Origin of the sequence: Mycobacterium sp. NPDC050551 (assembly GCF_040674075.1) — a bacterium.
Taxonomy (GTDB): Bacteria; Actinomycetota; Actinomycetes; order Mycobacteriales; family Mycobacteriaceae; genus Mycobacterium.
Window position 1 is genome coordinate 553,239 of the sequence record NZ_JBFARC010000003.1, and the last position, 17,043, is coordinate 570,281.

Genomic DNA, 17,043 nt, shown 5'->3' on the forward strand with positions numbered 1-17,043 from the left:
TCAGTCGAGCAGTTTTCGGCGCATCGCCTCCGCGACAGCCGCGCCGCGGTCGCTGACGCCGAGCTTCTCGTAGAGCCGCTGCACGTGGGTCTTCACCGTCGACGGCGCCAGGAACATGTCCTTGGCCATCGCCGGGATGCTGAGCCCCCCGGCGATCATCGTGAGCACCTCGCGCTCGCGCGGGCTCAGCACCGGGGCGTCGGGTTCGTTGCGGCGGCGGATCTCACCGGCCAGTCCGGCGGCCAGCGCCGGGGCGATGACGTCGCGGCCCCTGGCGCAGTCGAGCACCGCCTCGACCAGTTCGCTGCGCGACGACTCCTTCGAGAGGAAGCCTGCGGCGCCCTCCTGTATGGCCTTGTAGACGATCGCGGACTCGTCGTGGGCCGACAGCAGCAGCACCCGGGTGGACAGGTCGTCGCGGATCACCGCCGCGGCCACCTCGACGCCGTCCAGCCCCGGCATGCGGTAGTCCAGCAGCGCCACCTGCGGCCGGTGCTCGCGGATCATGGCCAGCGCGGCCACTCCGTCGTCGGCCTCGGCCACGACGTCGATCGCACCGCTGGACTGCAGCGCACGCACCACACCGTCGCGGAACAGCGGGTGGTCGTCGCCCACCACCACGCGCACCTTGCCGAGCGCCTCGTCGGCCACGCCGATCAGCTTGACACAGCGGTCGCCGCCGTTCCCCCGATCGGGGGAACGGGGATTCCACCGGTGTGACCGCTGATCGGCGGACAGACGCGGGCCCCGGATCGCGACATAGTTGTGTCATCGCCGGAGAACACCGGCGGAAGAACTCAAAAGTCAACGAACACAGGAGAAATCATGAACACCATCGTCCGCGTCCTCGCCCTCCCGGTCCTCTCGGCCGGCATCATCGGTGGCGCCGCCCTCGGCCTGGCCGGCACCGCATCGGCCGCCCCGCAGTCCGCTCCGCAGGACCCCGGCCACTCCTACGTCCAGCCGACCAAGGCGAAGCCGACCGCCCAGCAGATGAAGGGCTCACACCACCGCAAGAAGGTCATGCGCCACCACCGGCGGCAGCACTGATCCACCGACCACCGACGGCCCCGCCATCCCCACGGCGGGGCCGTCGGCCATTCACACCCCGGGCGAGCGTGGGCGGGAGCCGCAGGCTTTTACACGTGTCATATCGTGGCCGGATGGACTTCGCGATGTCGGCCAAGGCACTGGATTACCACAAGCGGCTGACCGCTTTCATGACGGAGTTCGTCTTCCCCGCCGAAGCGGAGTACCACCGCTACCGCGAGGAGGCCGGACCCAAGGACCACACGGTCCCGCCGATTGTCGAGGAGCTCAAGGCACGCGCCAAGGAGCAGGGGCTGTGGAACCTGTTCCTGCCGTCGGAATCGGGGCTGAGCAACCTGGAGTACGCGCCGCTGGCCGAGCTGAGCGGCTGGAGCATGGAGATCGCTCCTGAAGCCCTCAACTGCGCCGCCCCCGACACCGGGAACATGGAGACGCTGCACCTGTTCGCCGACGAGGAGCAGAGCAAGCAGTGGCTCGAGCCGCTGCTGTCCGGCGAGATCCGCAGCGCGTTCGCGATGACCGAGCCGGCGGTGGCGTCGTCGGATGCGCGCAACATCGAGACGACGATGCTGCGGGACGGCGACGACTACGTCATCAACGGCCGCAAGTGGTGGATCTCCGGTGCGGCCGATCCCCGCTGCAAGATCCTGATCGTGATGGGCCGGACCAACCCCGACGCGGCCAGCCATCAGCAGCAGTCGATGATCCTCGTCCCGGTGGACACGCCTGGGGTGACGATCGAGCGGTCGCTGCCCGTGTTCGGTTATCAGGATCAGCACGGACACTGTGAGATCTCGTTCGACAACGTGCGGGTACCGATCGCGAACCTGTTGCACGAGGAGGGCAGCGGCTTCGCGATCGCCCAGGCTCGCCTGGGTCCCGGCCGGATCCACCACTGCATGCGTGCGATCGGGGTGGCCGAGCGTGCGCTCGCGCTGATGGTCGACCGGGTGCAGACACGCATAGCGTTCGGCAAGCCACTGGCCGAGCAGGGTGTAGTTCAGCAGCAGGTCGCATTGTCGCGCAACGAGATCGACCAGGCGCGGCTGCTCTGCCACAAGGCGGCGTGGACCATCGACCAGCACGGCAACAAGAGCAAGGAAGCCCGGATGCAGGTCGCGCAGATCAAGGCGGTGGCGCCGCAGATGGCGTGCAACGTGCTCGACCGGGCGATCCAGGTGCACGGCGCGGCGGGCATCTGCGACGACGTGCCGCTGGCCCGGCTCTACGGTTGGCACCGCGCGATGCGGCTTTTCGACGGTCCCGACGAGGTGCACATGCGCACCATCGCCCGCGCCGAACTCGGCAGCGAGAAGTCCCCGTTCGCCGCGGCGGTGACGGGCACGTGACCCACGGCCTCGAAGAGCTGTCGGGGGCGTGGAACTTCCGCGACATCGCCGAACACACCGCGATCCGGCCCGGCCGGTTCTTCAGGTCCAGCGAGCTGGCCGCACTCGACGACGCAGGGCGGGCGGCCCTCGCCGGGCTCGGTGTCACCGACGTCGCGGACCTGCGTTCGGACCGTGAGGTCGAGCGCCGCGGTGCGAGCCTGGTGCCCGACGGCGTCGCCGTCCACCGGCTGCCGTTCCGGGAGGTCGGCACCCACGCCCCGCACGAGCAGGGCTTCGAGCAGATGCTGGCGCAGGAGACCGAGGGCGCGGAGGACGTCGCGGCCGCGGCGGGCCGCTACATGACCGAGGAGTACGCCAAGTACCCGGCGATGGCCGGAGCGCAGGCCGCCGTGCGCCGGATGGTGACGCTGCTCGCCGACCAGCGGACCGTGCTCACGCACTGCTTCGCCGGCAAGGACCGCACGGGCTTCACCGTCTCGGTCGTGCTCGAGGCCGCCGGTATCGGCCGCGACGCCATCGTCGCCGACTTCCTCCGCAGCAACGACGCCGTTCCGCTGCTGCGCGAACAGATCATGGAGTCGATCCGTGCCCGCGCCGCCGAACAGCCCACCGATGAGATCGTGACGTTCGCCGAGGCCCGGCTGGCCAACGAGATCCTCGGTGTGCGTAAGGAATACCTCGACGCGGCGCGGCGCACCATCCTCGGCGACTACGGTTCGCTGGAGAACTACCTGGCCGCCGTCGGCGTCACCGACGAGGAGGTCGCGCGCCTGCGGCAGCAGCTGCGCGACTGACCGACAGCGCTACTGCGTGACGTAGACCCCGGCCACCCACGCCGCCGTCGCCAGCAGCGCACCCGCCAACTCGACGAACATGGACAGCGCGACGCCCTTCAGCGCGTGCACCGTCGACGCCCAGGCCAGCCGCTGATCGCGGCGCGCCGCGAGTTCGGCGAGGTAGATGCCGCCGACGAAGCCGATCGGCAGGCCGAGGACGGGGATGACGAAGAAGCCGATGATGCCCAGCACACCGCCCACCGCCAGGCTCGACGTCCGCACGTCGGCCGCGCGCATCCGGCGCACCGGCCACATGTACTTCATCAGGGTCGTCGCGCCGAGCAGCACGGAGGCCACCGCCAGCGTCACCCAGCCGGTCATGTCCTGCTCCACCAGCGCCCACACCAGGATCGCCGCGAAGATCAGCAGCGTGCCCGGCAGCAGCGGAACCAGGATGCCGACCAGACCGACGGCGATCGCCAATCCGACCAGGAGGATGCCGCCCGTGCTCACGTCAGCGAGCCTACGGCGTCACGGCCGCCTGCCGCGCACCCATTGGATGGTGCCGATCGTCTTGGTCCGCACGCCGACCAGGCCGAGCGACTCGAGGGTGTCCCCGATCTCGTCCTCGTCGAAGACGCGGGCGCCCGCGTTGGGCAGCACCCCGATCAGCCGCGCAGCGGGTCCCGCCGTCGGCACCATGACGGCCATCCGGCGGCCGGACCGCAGCACCCGCACCATCTCGGCCAGCGCCACCGCCGGATCGGGGATCAACTGCAGCATCGCCATCGACACCAGCGCGTCGGCCGACTCGTCGCGGAACGGCAGCCGCTGCGCGTCGGCAAGGACGAATCCGACGTTCGGTCCGGCCTCGGCGCGCACCGCACGGGCGAGCATCGGCTCGGAGATGTCGACGCCGAGCGCGAGTCCACCGGGACCGGCCGCCCGGCCGAGCGCCGCGGTGACGTTGCCCGGCCCGCTGCCGACGTCGAGCGCCACACCACCGACCGGCAGGCTCAGCCAGTCGATCGGCAGCTGCCACGACGTGACCAGCCGGCGCACCACGAGCTGGGAGTTGTCGTAGACCATCGAGCCCAGCCGCGACGCCCACATCGCCTGGATGGTTCCGCTGTTGCGTTCGGACGCGTCACCCGTGTCGCCCAGCAGGTCGAGGTAACCGCCGTCGATCCTCGGGTTCGCCGGCGGATCGGCGAGCAGCTTCTGAGCCATCCGGAGCGCGGGCGGAAGAGGTGTGGTCACGCCGTCCACGCTACGCCGCTCATGCCCCCAGTTTGTCGGCCAGATCCTGGAAATCGGCTGCCATGACGTCGAATTCGCCGTCCGGCGGCATCCGCAACACCCGGTCGGGTCCGTGTTCGAGCGGACGGAAGACGAAGCCGGTCCGCAGTCCCGCCGACCGGGCCGCGCGCAGGTCACCGGGGTGGGCGGCGACCAGCATCAGCTCCTGCGGCGCGATGCCGAGCAGGTCGGCGCAGCCGAGGTAGGCCTCCGGATCCGGCTTGTAGTGCCGGAACAGCTCGGCGGAGATCACGCAGTCCCAGGGCAGACCCGCGCGCTTGGCCATGTTCGTCAGCAGCGAGACGTTGCCGTTGGACAGCGTGGTGATGACGAACCGGTCCTTGAGCCGCGTCAGCCCGGCCACCGTGTCCGGCCACGGGTCGAGACGGTGCCAGGCCCGGTTCAGCTCGCCGATCTCGTCCTCGCCGACCGCGATGCCCGCGCCGGCGAGCAGCTCCACGAGGCGGCCGCGGTGCAGGTCGTCGATCCGCGTCCAGGGCAGCTCGCCTTGCCGCACCCGGTCCATCGCCGGCGCGTACCCGGCCCGCCAGTCGTCGGCGAACGTCGGCCAGTCCTCGGACAGCCCGTGCCGGCGGCCGAACGCCTCGAGTTCGGCGACGATGCTGGACCGCCAGTCGACCACCGTGCCGAACACGTCGAACGCCAGGGCGCGAACCGGCGTCACGGTGTGAGCACCAGCTTGCCGCGGATCTCACCCGCGGCCAGCGCCTCGAGTGCGGCGCGACCCTCCGCGAGCGGGTAGGTCACCGGCGGCGGTGGGCGCAGCCCGGCCTCCACCAGCTTGCCCAGCCCGGACCCGAACAGCGACTGTGCGCCGGGATTGCGGTTGACGAACTCGCCCCAGCCCACGCCGACCACCGAGACGTTGCGCAGCAGCAGCCGGTTCACTTTCACCGTCGGGATGCCGCCCGCGGCGAAGCCGATCACCAGCAGCCGGCCCTCGGTTGCCAGCGCGCGGATCGCGTCGTCGAACGCCTCGCCGCCGACCGGATCGACCACCAGGTCGACGCCGCGGCCGTCGGTGGCGTCGCGGACCGCCTGCAACCAGCCGTCGGTCAGCGGCAGCACCACGTCGGCGCCCAGCGACTCGACGAAGTCCCGGGCGTCGGGCCGGTGCACCATCGCGATCACCTTGGCGCCCATCGCCTTTGCGATCTGGATCGAGGCCGTGCCGATGCCGCCCGCCGATCCGAGCACCAGCACGGTCTCCCCGATGCGCAGGGCGCCACGGCGCGCCAGCGCGAAGTACATCGTGTAGTAGTTGCCGAGCAGCGCCGCGGCGGACGCGTCGTCGACACCCGGCGGGGTCGGCACCACCGACGACGCGGGCACCGCGACCCGTTCGGCGAAGCCGCCCAGCAGCGAGAACGCCGAAACCCGTTGTCCGACGGTGAACTCGGAGTCCTCGGGCACCGAGCGCACGATGCCCGCCACCTCGACGCCCGGAATGAACGGCGGATCCAGCTTCAGCTGGTACTCGCCGCGCAGCAGCAGCAGGTCGGGGAAGTTGACCCCCGCAGCCCCGACGTCGATGACGACGGCGTCGGCACTGCGCACGTCGTCGACATCGGTGTACTCCAGGCCGGCGGGGCCCGTCAACGATTGCGCGACAAGCGCTTTCACCCGAGTTTGAAGCTGGCCTGCTGCGCCGCCGACAGGTCGGTGATCTCGCCCCACTTGGCCGCGACGTCGTCGAGTGACGGCACCCCGTCGGAGAAGGTGATGCCCTCGTTCTGGAACAGCGCGGTGCGCTGGACCTTGCCGCCGCCGACGATGAAGATCGAATCGGTGTCGGGCAGTTCCTCGGTCATCAGGTAGGCCACCACCGGCGCCACGTACTCCGGGGTGAGCTTCTCGAAGACCTCCGGCGGCAGGATGTCCTGCGTCATCCGGGTGGCCGCGATGGGTGCGACGGCGTTGGTCTTGATGTTGTACTTCGCGCCCTCCTGGGCCAGGGTGTTGATCAGCCCGACCAGGCCGAGCTTGGCGGCCCCGTAGTTGGCCTGCCCGAAGTTGCCGAACAGACCGCTGGTGGACGTGGCCACCACGACCCGGCCGAAGCTCTGCTCGCGGAAGTGCGGCCACGCCGCGCGGATCACGTTGTATCCGCCGTAGAGATGGACCTTCAGCACGGCGTCCCAGTTCTCGTACGTCATCTTGTGGAAGGTGCCGTCGCGCAGGATGCCCGCGTTGCTCACCACACCGTCGACCTTGCCGAACTCGTCGATCGCGGTCTTGATGATGTTCTCGGCGCCCTCGGACTCCGCGACGGAGTCGTAGTTGGCGACCGCGCGGCCGCCTGCCGCCTTGATCTCGTCGACCACCTGATCGGCCATCGCCGAACCCGCGCCGGTGCCGTCGCGCGAACCGCCGAGGTCGTTGACGACGACGCTGGCGCCCTCCCTGGCGAGGGTCAGCGCGTACTCACGTCCCAGACCGCCTCCGGCCCCGGTGACGACGATGACGCGATCCTGCACTCCTGGCATGGGTTTCCTATCTCTCGAGCTTCGTTGACGAGGGGTGGCGAGGGGGTGAGATCAGAACAGCTTGCGGGCCAGCTTCCAGGCCTTCTCTGTATACGGGGGATAGATGAAGGCGCCCACGTCGGGTCGGGTGGTCTTCGTCATCACCGACTTCTTGTGGCTGAACGTCTCGAAGCCGAACCGGCCGTGGTAGGCGCCCATGCCCGAGGGGCCGACGCCGCCGAACGGCAGCTTGTGGGTGGCGAAGTGGAACAGCAGGTGATTGACCACCATGCCGCCCGCGGACACCTCCTTGACCACCCGCTCGCGGATGCTCTTGGTCTTGGTGAACAGGTACGCGGCCAGCGGCTTCGGCCGTGCGTTGACGAAATCGATGGCGTCGTCCAGGGACTGGACCGTCACGATCGGCAGGATCGGGCCGAAGATCTCGTCGGTCATCAGCGGCTCGGCCGGGTCGGGATCGACGACCACCGTCGGCTGGATGCTGATCGTCGACGCGTCGGACCCGCCGCCGACGACGACCTGTCCCTTGGTCGCCGCCAGCGCCGTGGCGAGCCGGTCGAAGTGCCGCTCGTTGACGATGCGCTTGCCCTCGGGATTGCCGGACTCGAACGTGGTGACCGCGGCCTTGATCTTGTCGACGAGTTCGTCGCGGATCTTGGCGTCGGCCAGCACGTAGTCGGGGGCGATGCAGATCTGACCGGAGTTGATCAGCTTGGTCCAGGCGATGCGCTTGGCGGCGACGTCGATGTCGGCGTCGGCGGTGACGATCACCGGGCTCTTGCCGCCAAGCTCGAGCGTCACCGGTGTCAGGTGCGGCGCGGCGCCCTCGTAGACCTTGCGGCCGATCTCCGTGCCGCCGGTGTACAGCAGATAGTCGAAGCCCTGGGCGATGAGTTCCTGGCTGACCGTGCCGTCGCCCTCGATCACCGCGATCGCGTCGTTGTCCAGGTACTTGGGCACCAGGTCGGCCATCACCGCCGACGAGGCGGCCGCCACCTCCGACGGCTTGAGCAGCACGGTGTTGCCTGCCGCGATGGCGCCGACGGCCGGACCCAGCGTCAGCGCGAAGGGGAAGTTCCAGGCGCCGATGATCAGCACCGTGCCGAACGGCTCGTGCTCCACCCAGCCCAGGCCGGGCAGCTGCGACATCTCCAGCATCCGGTACTTGCGCCGCGTCCACTTGCGGAGGTTCTTCGCCGCGTCCTTGGCCTCGCCGGCGACGCTGGCGATGTCGGCCAGCCACGCCTCGAACGGCTTGCGGCCGAGGTCCTGTTCCAGCGCGTCGGCGATGACGGCCTCGTTCTCGAGCATCAGGCGTTCCATCGCCCTCAACTGCTGTTTGCGCCATTCGATGTCGCGGGTGCGGCCGGTGGCGAACGTCTGCCGGAGCCTGGCGACGGTCGAGTCGATGTCGTTGGTGGGAGCGCTGACGGATTCGGTGGTCATGACGGGAGTCCTTCCTGACCCGAGGATGACCCGATCCTAACCAACCGGTTGGGCCGTCAGAACCCCCGTGCTACCCGGTTCGTTCGGCGGTGACGAAGTGGGAGAACGCGTTGTCGTCGGACAGATCCGCCAGCAGTGCCCACCGCTCGAGCCGGCGCATCTCCTGCTGCGAGTCCACCGGGTGCGCAGACCAGCCGTGGCCGTCGAGCCACTGGGCGACGTCCGCCCGGTTTGGGTCCTCGTAGATCAGCTCCTGGATGTCGAGCGTCTCCTCCATGCCGAACTTCTCGGCGATCCGCTCGAAGCGCGCGCGCATCTCCTCGCGGCGGTCCTCCGAGGACACCCCCGCGGTCTCGGCCGCGATCCGGCTGCCCACCGCGCTGAGCGCCGTGACCTGCTCGAACAGCCGGTCCTGGGCGTCGGCGGGCAGATACATCAGCAGTCCCTCGGCCAGCCAGGCGGTCGGCTGCGCCGGGTCGAAGCCGCCGTCGCGCAGCGCCGCGGGCCAGTCGAACCGCAGGTCGATCGGCACCTCCCGGCGGGTGGCCGACGGCTGCACGCCGTGCCGGGCGAGCGTGTCCGCCTTGAACTCCAGCACCTTGGGCTGGTCGATCTCGTAGACGGTCGTGCCTGCCGGCCAGTCCAGCCGGTAGGCGCGCGAGTCGAGGCCCGAGGCCAGGATGACGACCTGCCGGACACCGGCGGCGCTCGCCTCGGCGAAGAACCGGTCGAAGAAGTGGGTGCGCACCGCCTGGTAGCTGCCCATGTGGGTGAAGATGGCGGCGGCCTCGGCGTCCACCTCGCCGACCTTCTCGGCGAAGTCACCGTCGAGCATCGCGCTCCACACCCCGCTGCCCGCGGCGTCGACCAGCACGCGCGCGAACGGGTCACGGATCAGCGCGTTGTCCCGCACGGTCTCGCCGGCGCGGGCCGCGGCGACCATCACGGCCGTGGTGCCGACGCTGGTGGTGATGTCCCAGGTGTCGTCATGGGTGCGCAGAGAGCTCATCACGCCATGCTACGCGAAGAGCTTAGCCAGGCTATGCGATGGGTGTGCGGGCCGGACGGCTCAGTCGCTGAGCTGCCAGAGCTTGTTGGCCATCAGCAGCTCGAACTTGTCGATGACCCGTTCCAGCTCGTCGTGGTCGCCGACGTAGCCCGCGTAGAACCCCATCCCCCACATCACCGCGACCAGCATCTCGACGATCGAGGGGATGTCGGTGTCGGTGCTGAGCTCGCCGTGCTCGATCGCGTCGTTGACGGCCCACGCCACGAACGAGCGCGAATTCCGCAACGCGTCGTGCTCGTCGTTGCGCAGGTCCGGGTGCCGCTGGGACTCCAGCACCGACGTCACGAGAAAAGCTGCCGCCGAGCGATCTTCGGAACCGGCGTCCATTGTGGCGGCGAAAAAGGCGGACAACCTGCTCAACAATGTGGTGGCGCCCTGCGCCCGCGCCATCCCCGCGCTAACAATCAACGCATTCGTCTGCTCGACCACTTCGCGGTACAGAACCCGCTTACTGGCGAAGTAATGGTTGATTGCCGGCCGGGTCAGATCCGCCCGAACCGCGATCGCCTGAAAGGTCGCTGCGTCGTAGCCGAGTTCGCTGAAGATCTCCCGTGCCGCGCGCAGGATGCGCTCCCGCGTTTCCGCGGCCTTCGCTGCGGGAGGTCGACCCGGTCCCCGACTCGCGGTATACGGCACGGTCAAATTGTGCCACACGTCACCTACGCTGCCGTCAAGAGTTGCCAGACCAGCCGCGATCGCATTCGATGCCAGCAAATTCCCGCTGGTCGGGGCTCTCGATTTGCGTCCGAATGGGGGCCGGGGAACAACTAAGGTGCCACCCATGGCCAGTGTCGTCTCACGGGACGCGTACTTCGAGACCGGCCTCGATGTGCTCTCCGAACTCGGGTACGGCGGGCTGAAACTCGCTGAGGTGTGCAACCGGCTCGGCGTCACGACCGGTTCGTTCTACCACTACTTCCCCAGCTGGCCCGCCTACACCAAGGACCTCGTCAGCCACTGGCGGCAGGCCCGCACCACCGGGGTGGTCGACGCCGTCCGCGCCGAACCCGATCCGCGCCGGCGCATCGACACCCTGGTGCAGGAGGCGCTCGTGCTGCCGCACAGCGCCGAGGCCGCCATCCGGGTGTGGAGCTCGCTCGATCCCGAGGTGTACGCCGTGCAGGCCGCGGTGGACAAGCAGCGCTACGACATCATGTTCGAGTCGGCCTACGAAGTCCTCCAGGACAAGCGGCAGGCCGAGGTGTTCGCCGCCTGGAGCGTCTACATCCTGATCGGCTACGAGCAGACCGCCCTGCCCCGGGACATCCCCGCGCTGAACTGGATCGCCGACCAGCTGCTCGAGGCACTCGACTCCGGCCGCTTCGCGACGGTGCCGCCCGTCTGACCGGTCTACCATCGGCGGGCATGCTGACTCCGGGCGTTCTCTGGCGCCGGGCGGCAGACGGGATCGGTGAGCGCGACCCGGAGCGTGACGCGCTGCGGCGGGCCGCCCGCGCGGCGATCGTCCTGCCGACGGCCGCCGCGGTGAGCTTCACCGTCGGCGCCGGGTCGCAGACCCCGCTGTTCACCATCTTCGGCTCGGTGGCACTGCTGATCCTCGTCGACTTCCCGGGCAACCGGCCCGCCCGGGCGCTCTCCTACGGTGGCCTGGGCTTCAACGGCGCGGTGCTCATCACCGTCGGCACCCTGGTGTCGCCGCACCCGTGGCTGAGCGTGGCGATGATGTTCGTGCTCGGCGTGGTGGTGACGTTCTCCGGGGTGCTCAGCGAGAGCGTCGCGGCCGGCCAGCGCGCCACCCTGATGCTGTTCGTGCTGCCCGCGTGCACTCCACCCGGGCCCATCGGCGAACGGCTGCTCGGCTGGCTGATCGCGCTCGCGGTGTGCGTGCCCGCGGCGTTGTTCGTCTTCCCGCCGCGGCACCACGACGATCTGCGCCGCCATGCCGCCAAGGTGTGCCGGCTGCTGGCCGACAGCCTCGAGGGCGCCGCGGGCACCCGCGACGTCACCCGGGCGATGAACGCGCTGTGGGACAACTTCGTCAACGCCGACTTCCGGCCGGTCGCGCTGACCGCGGGCAGCCGGGCGCTGGTCCGCGTCGTCGACGACCTCGGCTGGCTGTCCGACCGCCTGACCGCCGACACCGGCGCCCTGCTCGGCGACATGAAACCGCCGATCGTCCGGGTGCTGCGCGATGCGGCGGCGGTGCTGCGCATCGCCGACCGCGACGAACGTGCGATCCGGACCGCCGATCTCGATGCCGCGCTCGGCGAGCTGCGGGCGGTGGCGCAGGGCCGCTACCGCGAGGACATCGAGCAGATCCTCGCGGTGCCCGACGACGCGACGGCGCTCGCGGTCGGCCAGACCCTGCTCGCGCGGCGCACCTTCTCCGCCACCGTCGGGGTCACCGGCCGGATCATCCGCAACGCCGCGCTGGCCGACGCCCGGCCGGTCTGGGCCCGCGTGCTGGGCCGCAGGCTCCCCCAGACGGGCGCGGCGGACTGGGTGATGCCCGAGACGACGGCAGTCGCCGCGATCACCAAGGGCTTCCTCGCGACACGGGCGGTGGTGCTGCGCAACAGCCTGCGGACCGGGCTCGGGCTGGCGCTCGCGGTCGCCGTCACCCATGTCTTCCCCGTCGAACACGGATTCTGGGTGGTTCTCGGTGCCATGTCGGTGCTGCGCAGCAGCGCGCTGACCACCGGCACCCGGGTGCTGCGCGCGGTCGCGGGCACCGGGATCGGATTCGTCGTCGGCGTCGTCGTCATCGAACTGGTCGGGGTGGACCACGCGGTGATGTGGCTGCTGCTGCCGCTGGTCGCCTTCGGTTCGGCATGGGTGCCCGAGGTCGTGTCGTTCATCGCCGGGCAGGCCGCGTTCACGATGATGGTGCTGATCATCTTCAACCTGATCCAGCCGACGGGGTGGTCGGTCGGCCTGATCCGGGTCGAGGACGTGGTGGTGGGCGCGCTCGTCGGCATCAGCGTCTCGCTGCTGCTGTGGCCGCGGGGCGCCTCGACAGCGGTGTCGATCGCGGTGCGCAAAGCCTCCATCGCCGGCGCCGACCTGCTCAAGGCCGGGGTGCTGCGGGTCACCCGCGGGGCCTCCGAGGACGCCACCGACCGGGTGATGGCGCTGAGCCACGATGCGCTCCAGGCGTCTCGCACACTCGATGACGCTGTGCGGCAATACCTTTCCGAGAACCGCAGCGACAACGACGCGCGCGCGCCGGTCGTCGGGGCGGCGAACCGGGCGATCCGGATCCGCGCCGCCGCCGAACTGGTCGCCGACGTCGTCCCGCCGCCGCTGGGCGTCTACCCCCGCACCCGCAAGGTCCTCGAGACCCACGCCGACCTGGTGAGTCTTCGGCTGCTCGGCAGGCCCGTGGCGCAGTCCCTCTCGCCGATCACCGACGACTTCGTCGGTGCGCTGCGGGCCGAGGCGGGCGACGACGAACTGGCCGTGTCGGCGGCGCTGCCGCTGGTGACCGTCGCCGCCCACCTGGGCGAGCTGGAACTGCTGTACCCGAAGCAGGCGGCGCCGGTGAAGCGTTAGACCCGGTGCGGCATGAGCGCACCCGGCGGGATCTCGCCGAACTTGCCGGCCTGGTAGTCCTCGACGGCCTGGATCAGCTCGGACTTCGAGCTCATCACGAACGGCCCATAGTGGAACACCGGCTCGCGGATCGGCCTGCCGCCGAGCAGCAGCACCTCCATGGTGGGCCGGTTCGAGTCCTGGGAGCTGTTCGCGGACAGCGCGATTCGGTCACCGGGGCCGAGCACCGCCAGGCGGCCCTGCTCGATGGGATGGTCGACGGGGCCGACACTCCCGCGCCCGGACAGCACGTACACCAGCGCGTTGTAGTCCCGGTTCCACGGCAGGCTCAGCTGAGCGCCGGGCTGAATGGTCGCGTGCGCCAACGTGATCGGCGTGTGGGTGGAACCGGGGCCGCGATGGCCGTCGACGTCTCCGGCGATCACCCGCACCAGCGCACCACCGTCCTGGGACGACAGCAGCCCCACGTCAGCGCCCTCGATCGACTGGTAGCGGGGCGCGGCGAACTTGTCCTTGCGCGGCAGGTTGACCCACAGCTGGACACCGTGGAACACGCCACCGCTCTCCACCAGTTCGGCCGGCGGGGTCTCGATGTGCAGGATGCCGGAACCGGCCGTCATCCACTGGGTGGCGCCGTCGGTGATCAGACCGCCGCCGCCGTGCGAATCCTGATGGGCGAAGCGGCCGTCGATCATGTAGGTGACCGTCTCGAATCCGCGGTGCGGATGCCAGTCGGTGCCGCGGGGTTCACCTGGCTCGTACTCCACCTCCCCCATCTGGTCCATGTGGATGAAGGGGTCGAGGTCGGCGGCGCTGACTCCGGCGAAGGCGCGCACCACCGGGAATCCCTCACCTTCGTAGCCACGGGGGCCGGTGGTGATGGATCGGACGGGACGGTCGGTGTCGGTGGGCGACGGCGGGCTCACCCTGCTCAGGGTTAGGGTGTCGGCTGTGATGGCAGGCATGTTCGGATTAACCGGACTGCAGTCCGAATCATTCCCTAATAGACATCTGCGTCAACGCCCCGCCGCCCGAGTGGCCGCGAAAGGTGTTTGCCACGTCGCGCCGACGCACTTTCCGCCGCGGGTTGCGCGGCCGCCCATCGGTGCCTCCGAAAGAAAGTGCAGTCGACCCCCGTTCGGTGCGCTTAGGATTGCCGACGTGGGATCCGGCGGGCGCCGTGACGTGAGACGATGCGCTGCCGACGGGTCCGCAGTGGGTTTGCTGAGTGGTGATGGGCCTGCCATGAGCTGGCAGTTCGACAAGGGGGGTGTGTAGCGCGTGCGTCGCATCGGTGTGCTGCTGGCAGCGCTGTTGTTGGCATTCGTCAGCGCGCCACCCGTGTCGGCGATCGAACAGCCTTCGATCGACGCCGGTGCCCTGCCGCCCGACGAGACCGGGCCCGACAGCCCCACCGAACTGCGGGCGGAGTGCGCAGCCCCGACCACGTTCCCGAACTCGAACTTCGCCGACAAGCCGTGGCCGAACAACTACCTCAGGCTGGCCGAGGCGCAGAAGTTCGCCACCGGCAAGGGCATCACGGTCGCCGTCATCGACACCGGCGTGATGGGCTCTCCCCGGGTGCCCGCCGAACCGGGCGGCGACTTCGTCGACGCGGGCGGCAACGGCATGAACGACTGCGACGCCCACGGCACGCTGACGGCGTCCATCATCGGCGGGCGGCCTGCGCCCACGGACGGATTCATCGGCGTCGCACCCGATGTGCGGCTGCTGTCCCTGCGCCAGACGTCGGCGGCGTGGCAGCCGGTCGGCTCCCGTCAGGACCCCAACGACCCGAACACCACCAAGACCGCGGGCTCACTGCGCAGCCTCGCCCGCGCCGTCGTGCACGCGGCCAACCTCGGCGCGCAGGTGATCAACATCAGCGAGGCCGCGTGCTACAAGGTGACCCGCAGGATCAACGAGACCAGCCTCGGCGCGGCGATCAACTACGCCGTCAACGTCAAGAACGCGGTGGTCATCGTGGCCGCGGGCAACACCGGCCAGGACTGCACGCAGAACCCGCCGCCCGACCCCGCGGTCCCGGCCGATCCGCGCGGCTGGGACGAGGTTCAGACGATCGTCAGCCCCGCCTGGTACTCGCCGCTGGTGCTCACCGTCGGCGGCATCGGCGAGAGCGGGCAGCCCAGCAACTTCTCGGTGTCGGGACCGTGGGTCGGTGCGGCCGCACCCGCCGAGAACATCATCGCCCTGGGTTACGACGGCAACCCGGTCAACGCGCTCAACGGCGACGACGGCCCGGTGCCGATCGGCGGGACGTCGTTCGCCGCCGCCTACGTGTCCGGCCTCGCGGCGATGGTCAGGCAGAAGTTCCCCGATCTCTCAGCGGCGCAGGTGATCAACCGGATCACCGCCACCTCCCGCCATCCCGGCGGCGGCGTCGACAACTACGTCGGCGCAGGCGTCGTCGACCCGGTCGCGGCGCTGACCTGGGACCTGCCCGCCGGACCGGAGACCGCACCGTTCCGCGTCAAGCAGCTTCCGCCGCCGGTGTACATCCCGCCGCCGGACCGCGGCCCGATCACCTGGGTGGTGATCACAGCCGTCGGCCTCGCGCTGGTGCTCGGACTCGGCGCACTGACCCGGCGGGCACTGAGGCGGCGATGAGAAAGCTGCTCTCCGCGTTCGGCATCCGATTCAGCACCGGCCACGCGATCGCCGCGGCGGTGCTGATCCCGGCACTCTTCGCCGTGCTGCTCCCGCTGAACCAGCTGTGGACCGCGGTCGGAGTGTCGGTGCTGATCGCGCTGCTGGCCGTGCTCACGGTCCGCGGGCGACGCATCACCGGGTGGATCGCAGCGCTGTTCTCCTGGCGGCGCAGGCACCGCACGGTGCCCCAGCAGCCGTCGGTGCCGGCGGTGGGCAGCACGGTGCTGCCCGGAGACCACGTCGCCGTCCGCTGGCAGGGCGATCACCTCGTCGCCGCAATAGAACTCGTACCCCGGCCGTTCACCCCCACGGTCATCGTCAACGGCAGCGCCGTCACCGACGACGTCGTCGACACGCGGCTGATCGAACAGCTCGTGGTCGCGCACTGTCCCGAACTCGAAGCCGACGTGGTGTCGGCCGGCTACCGGGTGGGCCGGACGGCGCCTGCCAGCCTGGTGGCGCTGTACGAGCAGGTCATCGGCCCCTACCCGGCGCCGGCGAACCGCCGGACGTGGATCGTGCTGCGCGCCGACCCCGCCCTGACCGAGCGGCCCGCCCGCCGCCGTGACGAGGGAGTGGCCGGCCTGGCCCGCTATCTCGTCGCGTCGGCGACGCGGCTCGCGGATCAACTGGCCGGCAACGGCGTCGACGCCCGCTGCGCCCGCAGCTTCGACGACTTCGACCGGGCGACCGAGATCAGCTTCGAACGCGAGACATGGTCGACGATCAAGGGCCGCAGCACCTTCACCGCCGCCTACACCGCCCCCGGCGGCCCCAACGTGTGGTGGTCGGCCCGGGCCGACCACACGATCACCCGGATGCGCATCATGCCCGGGATGGCGCCCACCACCACCGTATTGCTGACCACGCTGGCCAATCCGACGACACCGCGCGGGTTCTCGTGCCTGTTCGGCGGTCAGCGCGCGGCGCTGCAGGGCATCAGCCCGGTCACCGACAAGCACTACGAGTTGCCGATCGGCTCCGCGGGCGTGCTGATCGGTGAGACGAACGACCGCTACCCGGTGTACATGCCGTTCGACGACGTCGACGTCAGCATCAACCTCGGCGACGCGCGGCTGTTCACCCAGTTCGTCGTCCGCTCGGCCGCCGCGGGTGCGGTGGTGACCCTGCGGCCGCAGTTCAGCGAGTTCGCCGGGCTGATCAACGGGCGCGTCGGCCCAGAGGCCAAGGTGGCGTGGCCCAACGCGACCACCTACCTCGGCCCTCACCCCGGCATCGGCCGGGTGGTGATGCGCCACAACTTCATCGACACCCCGCGGCACCGTCAGCTGCCCATCCAGCTGATCAATCCGCGTGAGGAGAGCCGCTATCAGATGGCTCTCGAGCAGTAACGGGAGAAC

General features: G+C 70.0%; 17 protein-coding genes. 7 read left to right on the forward strand and 10 right to left on the reverse strand.

The window, feature by feature from the left end; genetic code table 11:
- Positions 1-651 (reverse strand): response regulator transcription factor, encoded by a 651-nt coding sequence (locus AB0K11_RS15075; protein ID WP_364977757.1) that lies wholly within the window; start codon positions 649-651, stop codon positions 1-3.
- 174 nt (positions 652-825) lie between these two features.
- On the opposite strand from AB0K11_RS15075, the gene AB0K11_RS15080 reads away from it, so the two are divergent.
- The 3 genes from AB0K11_RS15080 (at position 826) to AB0K11_RS15090 (ending at position 3,196) form a co-directional block, all read left to right on the forward strand.
- Positions 826-1,050, forward strand: coding sequence for a hypothetical protein (locus AB0K11_RS15080; RefSeq protein ID WP_364977758.1), 225 nt, complete (start codon positions 826-828; stop codon positions 1,048-1,050).
- Positions 1,051-1,175: 125 nt separating this feature from the next.
- The gene (locus tag AB0K11_RS15085) at positions 1,176-2,399 is read left to right on the forward strand and encodes an acyl-CoA dehydrogenase family protein (protein ID WP_364978492.1); all 1,224 of its coding nucleotides are present in this window, start codon (positions 1,176-1,178) and stop codon (positions 2,397-2,399) included.
- Entirely contained in the window at positions 2,396-3,196 is an 801-nt protein-coding gene (locus AB0K11_RS15090; protein ID WP_364977760.1) for a tyrosine-protein phosphatase, read from the forward strand. The genes AB0K11_RS15085 and AB0K11_RS15090 overlap by 4 nt, the downstream gene beginning before the upstream one ends.
- A gap of 9 nt (positions 3,197-3,205) precedes the next feature.
- Here AB0K11_RS15090 and AB0K11_RS15095 read toward each other — a convergent pair whose 3' ends face one another.
- From AB0K11_RS15095 to AB0K11_RS15130, 8 genes are all read right to left on the reverse strand, one after another.
- A complete protein-coding gene (locus tag AB0K11_RS15095; RefSeq protein WP_364977762.1) occupies positions 3,206-3,691 on the reverse strand; it encodes a DUF456 domain-containing protein in 486 nt (161 codons plus the stop codon).
- Between the two features lie 18 nt (positions 3,692-3,709).
- Entirely contained in the window at positions 3,710-4,408 is a 699-nt protein-coding gene (locus AB0K11_RS15100) for a methyltransferase domain-containing protein (protein ID WP_364978495.1), read from the reverse strand.
- A 49-nt stretch (positions 4,409-4,457) separates the two neighbouring features.
- Positions 4,458-5,162: a haloacid dehalogenase type II gene (locus tag AB0K11_RS15105; RefSeq protein WP_364977764.1), complete on the reverse strand. Its 705-nt coding sequence runs from the start codon at positions 5,160-5,162 to the stop codon at positions 4,458-4,460.
- Positions 5,159-6,121 carry an NADPH:quinone oxidoreductase family protein gene (locus tag AB0K11_RS15110; protein ID WP_364977766.1) on the reverse strand — a complete coding sequence of 321 codons (963 nt, stop codon included), beginning with the start codon at positions 6,119-6,121 and terminating at the stop codon, positions 5,159-5,161. Before AB0K11_RS15110 ends, AB0K11_RS15105 begins: the two co-directional genes overlap by 4 nt.
- On the reverse strand, positions 6,118-6,984 hold the full coding sequence (locus tag AB0K11_RS15115) for an SDR family oxidoreductase (protein ID WP_364977768.1): 867 nt from the start codon (positions 6,982-6,984) through the stop codon (positions 6,118-6,120). The genes AB0K11_RS15110 and AB0K11_RS15115 overlap by 4 nt, the downstream gene beginning before the upstream one ends.
- Positions 6,985-7,035: 51 nt before the next feature.
- Entirely contained in the window at positions 7,036-8,430 is a 1,395-nt protein-coding gene (locus AB0K11_RS15120; protein ID WP_364977770.1) for an aldehyde dehydrogenase family protein, read from the reverse strand.
- 70 nt (positions 8,431-8,500) lie between these two features.
- Positions 8,501-9,439: a class I SAM-dependent methyltransferase gene (locus AB0K11_RS15125; protein WP_364977772.1), complete on the reverse strand. Its 939-nt coding sequence runs from the start codon at positions 9,437-9,439 to the stop codon at positions 8,501-8,503.
- A gap of 60 nt (positions 9,440-9,499) precedes the next feature.
- On the reverse strand, positions 9,500-10,135 hold the full coding sequence (locus AB0K11_RS15130; RefSeq protein ID WP_364978498.1) for a helix-turn-helix domain-containing protein: 636 nt from the start codon (positions 10,133-10,135) through the stop codon (positions 9,500-9,502).
- Positions 10,136-10,280: 145 nt separating this feature from the next.
- Here AB0K11_RS15130 and AB0K11_RS15135 point away from each other — a divergent pair, with 145 nt between their 5' ends.
- Positions 10,281-10,844: a TetR/AcrR family transcriptional regulator gene (locus tag AB0K11_RS15135; protein WP_364977774.1), complete on the forward strand. Its 564-nt coding sequence runs from the start codon at positions 10,281-10,283 to the stop codon at positions 10,842-10,844.
- A 20-nt stretch (positions 10,845-10,864) separates the two neighbouring features.
- Positions 10,865-13,012 (forward strand): FUSC family protein, encoded by a 2,148-nt coding sequence (locus tag AB0K11_RS15140; protein WP_364977776.1) that lies wholly within the window; start codon positions 10,865-10,867, stop codon positions 13,010-13,012.
- Here the strand turns inward: AB0K11_RS15140 and AB0K11_RS15145 are convergent.
- Positions 13,009-13,977 (reverse strand): pirin family protein, encoded by a 969-nt coding sequence (locus AB0K11_RS15145; RefSeq protein ID WP_364977778.1) that lies wholly within the window; start codon positions 13,975-13,977, stop codon positions 13,009-13,011. The genes AB0K11_RS15140 and AB0K11_RS15145 overlap by 4 nt on opposite strands.
- Before the next feature lie 316 nt (positions 13,978-14,293).
- Here AB0K11_RS15145 and mycP point away from each other — a divergent pair, with 316 nt between their 5' ends.
- Entirely contained in the window at positions 14,294-15,640 is a 1,347-nt protein-coding gene (gene mycP / locus AB0K11_RS15150) for a type VII secretion-associated serine protease mycosin (RefSeq protein ID WP_364977780.1), read from the forward strand.
- Positions 15,637-17,034, forward strand: coding sequence for a type VII secretion protein EccE (eccE, locus tag AB0K11_RS15155; RefSeq protein WP_364977782.1), 1,398 nt, complete (start codon positions 15,637-15,639; stop codon positions 17,032-17,034). The genes mycP and eccE overlap by 4 nt, the downstream gene beginning before the upstream one ends.
- The last annotated feature ends 9 nt before the right edge of the window (positions 17,035-17,043 follow it).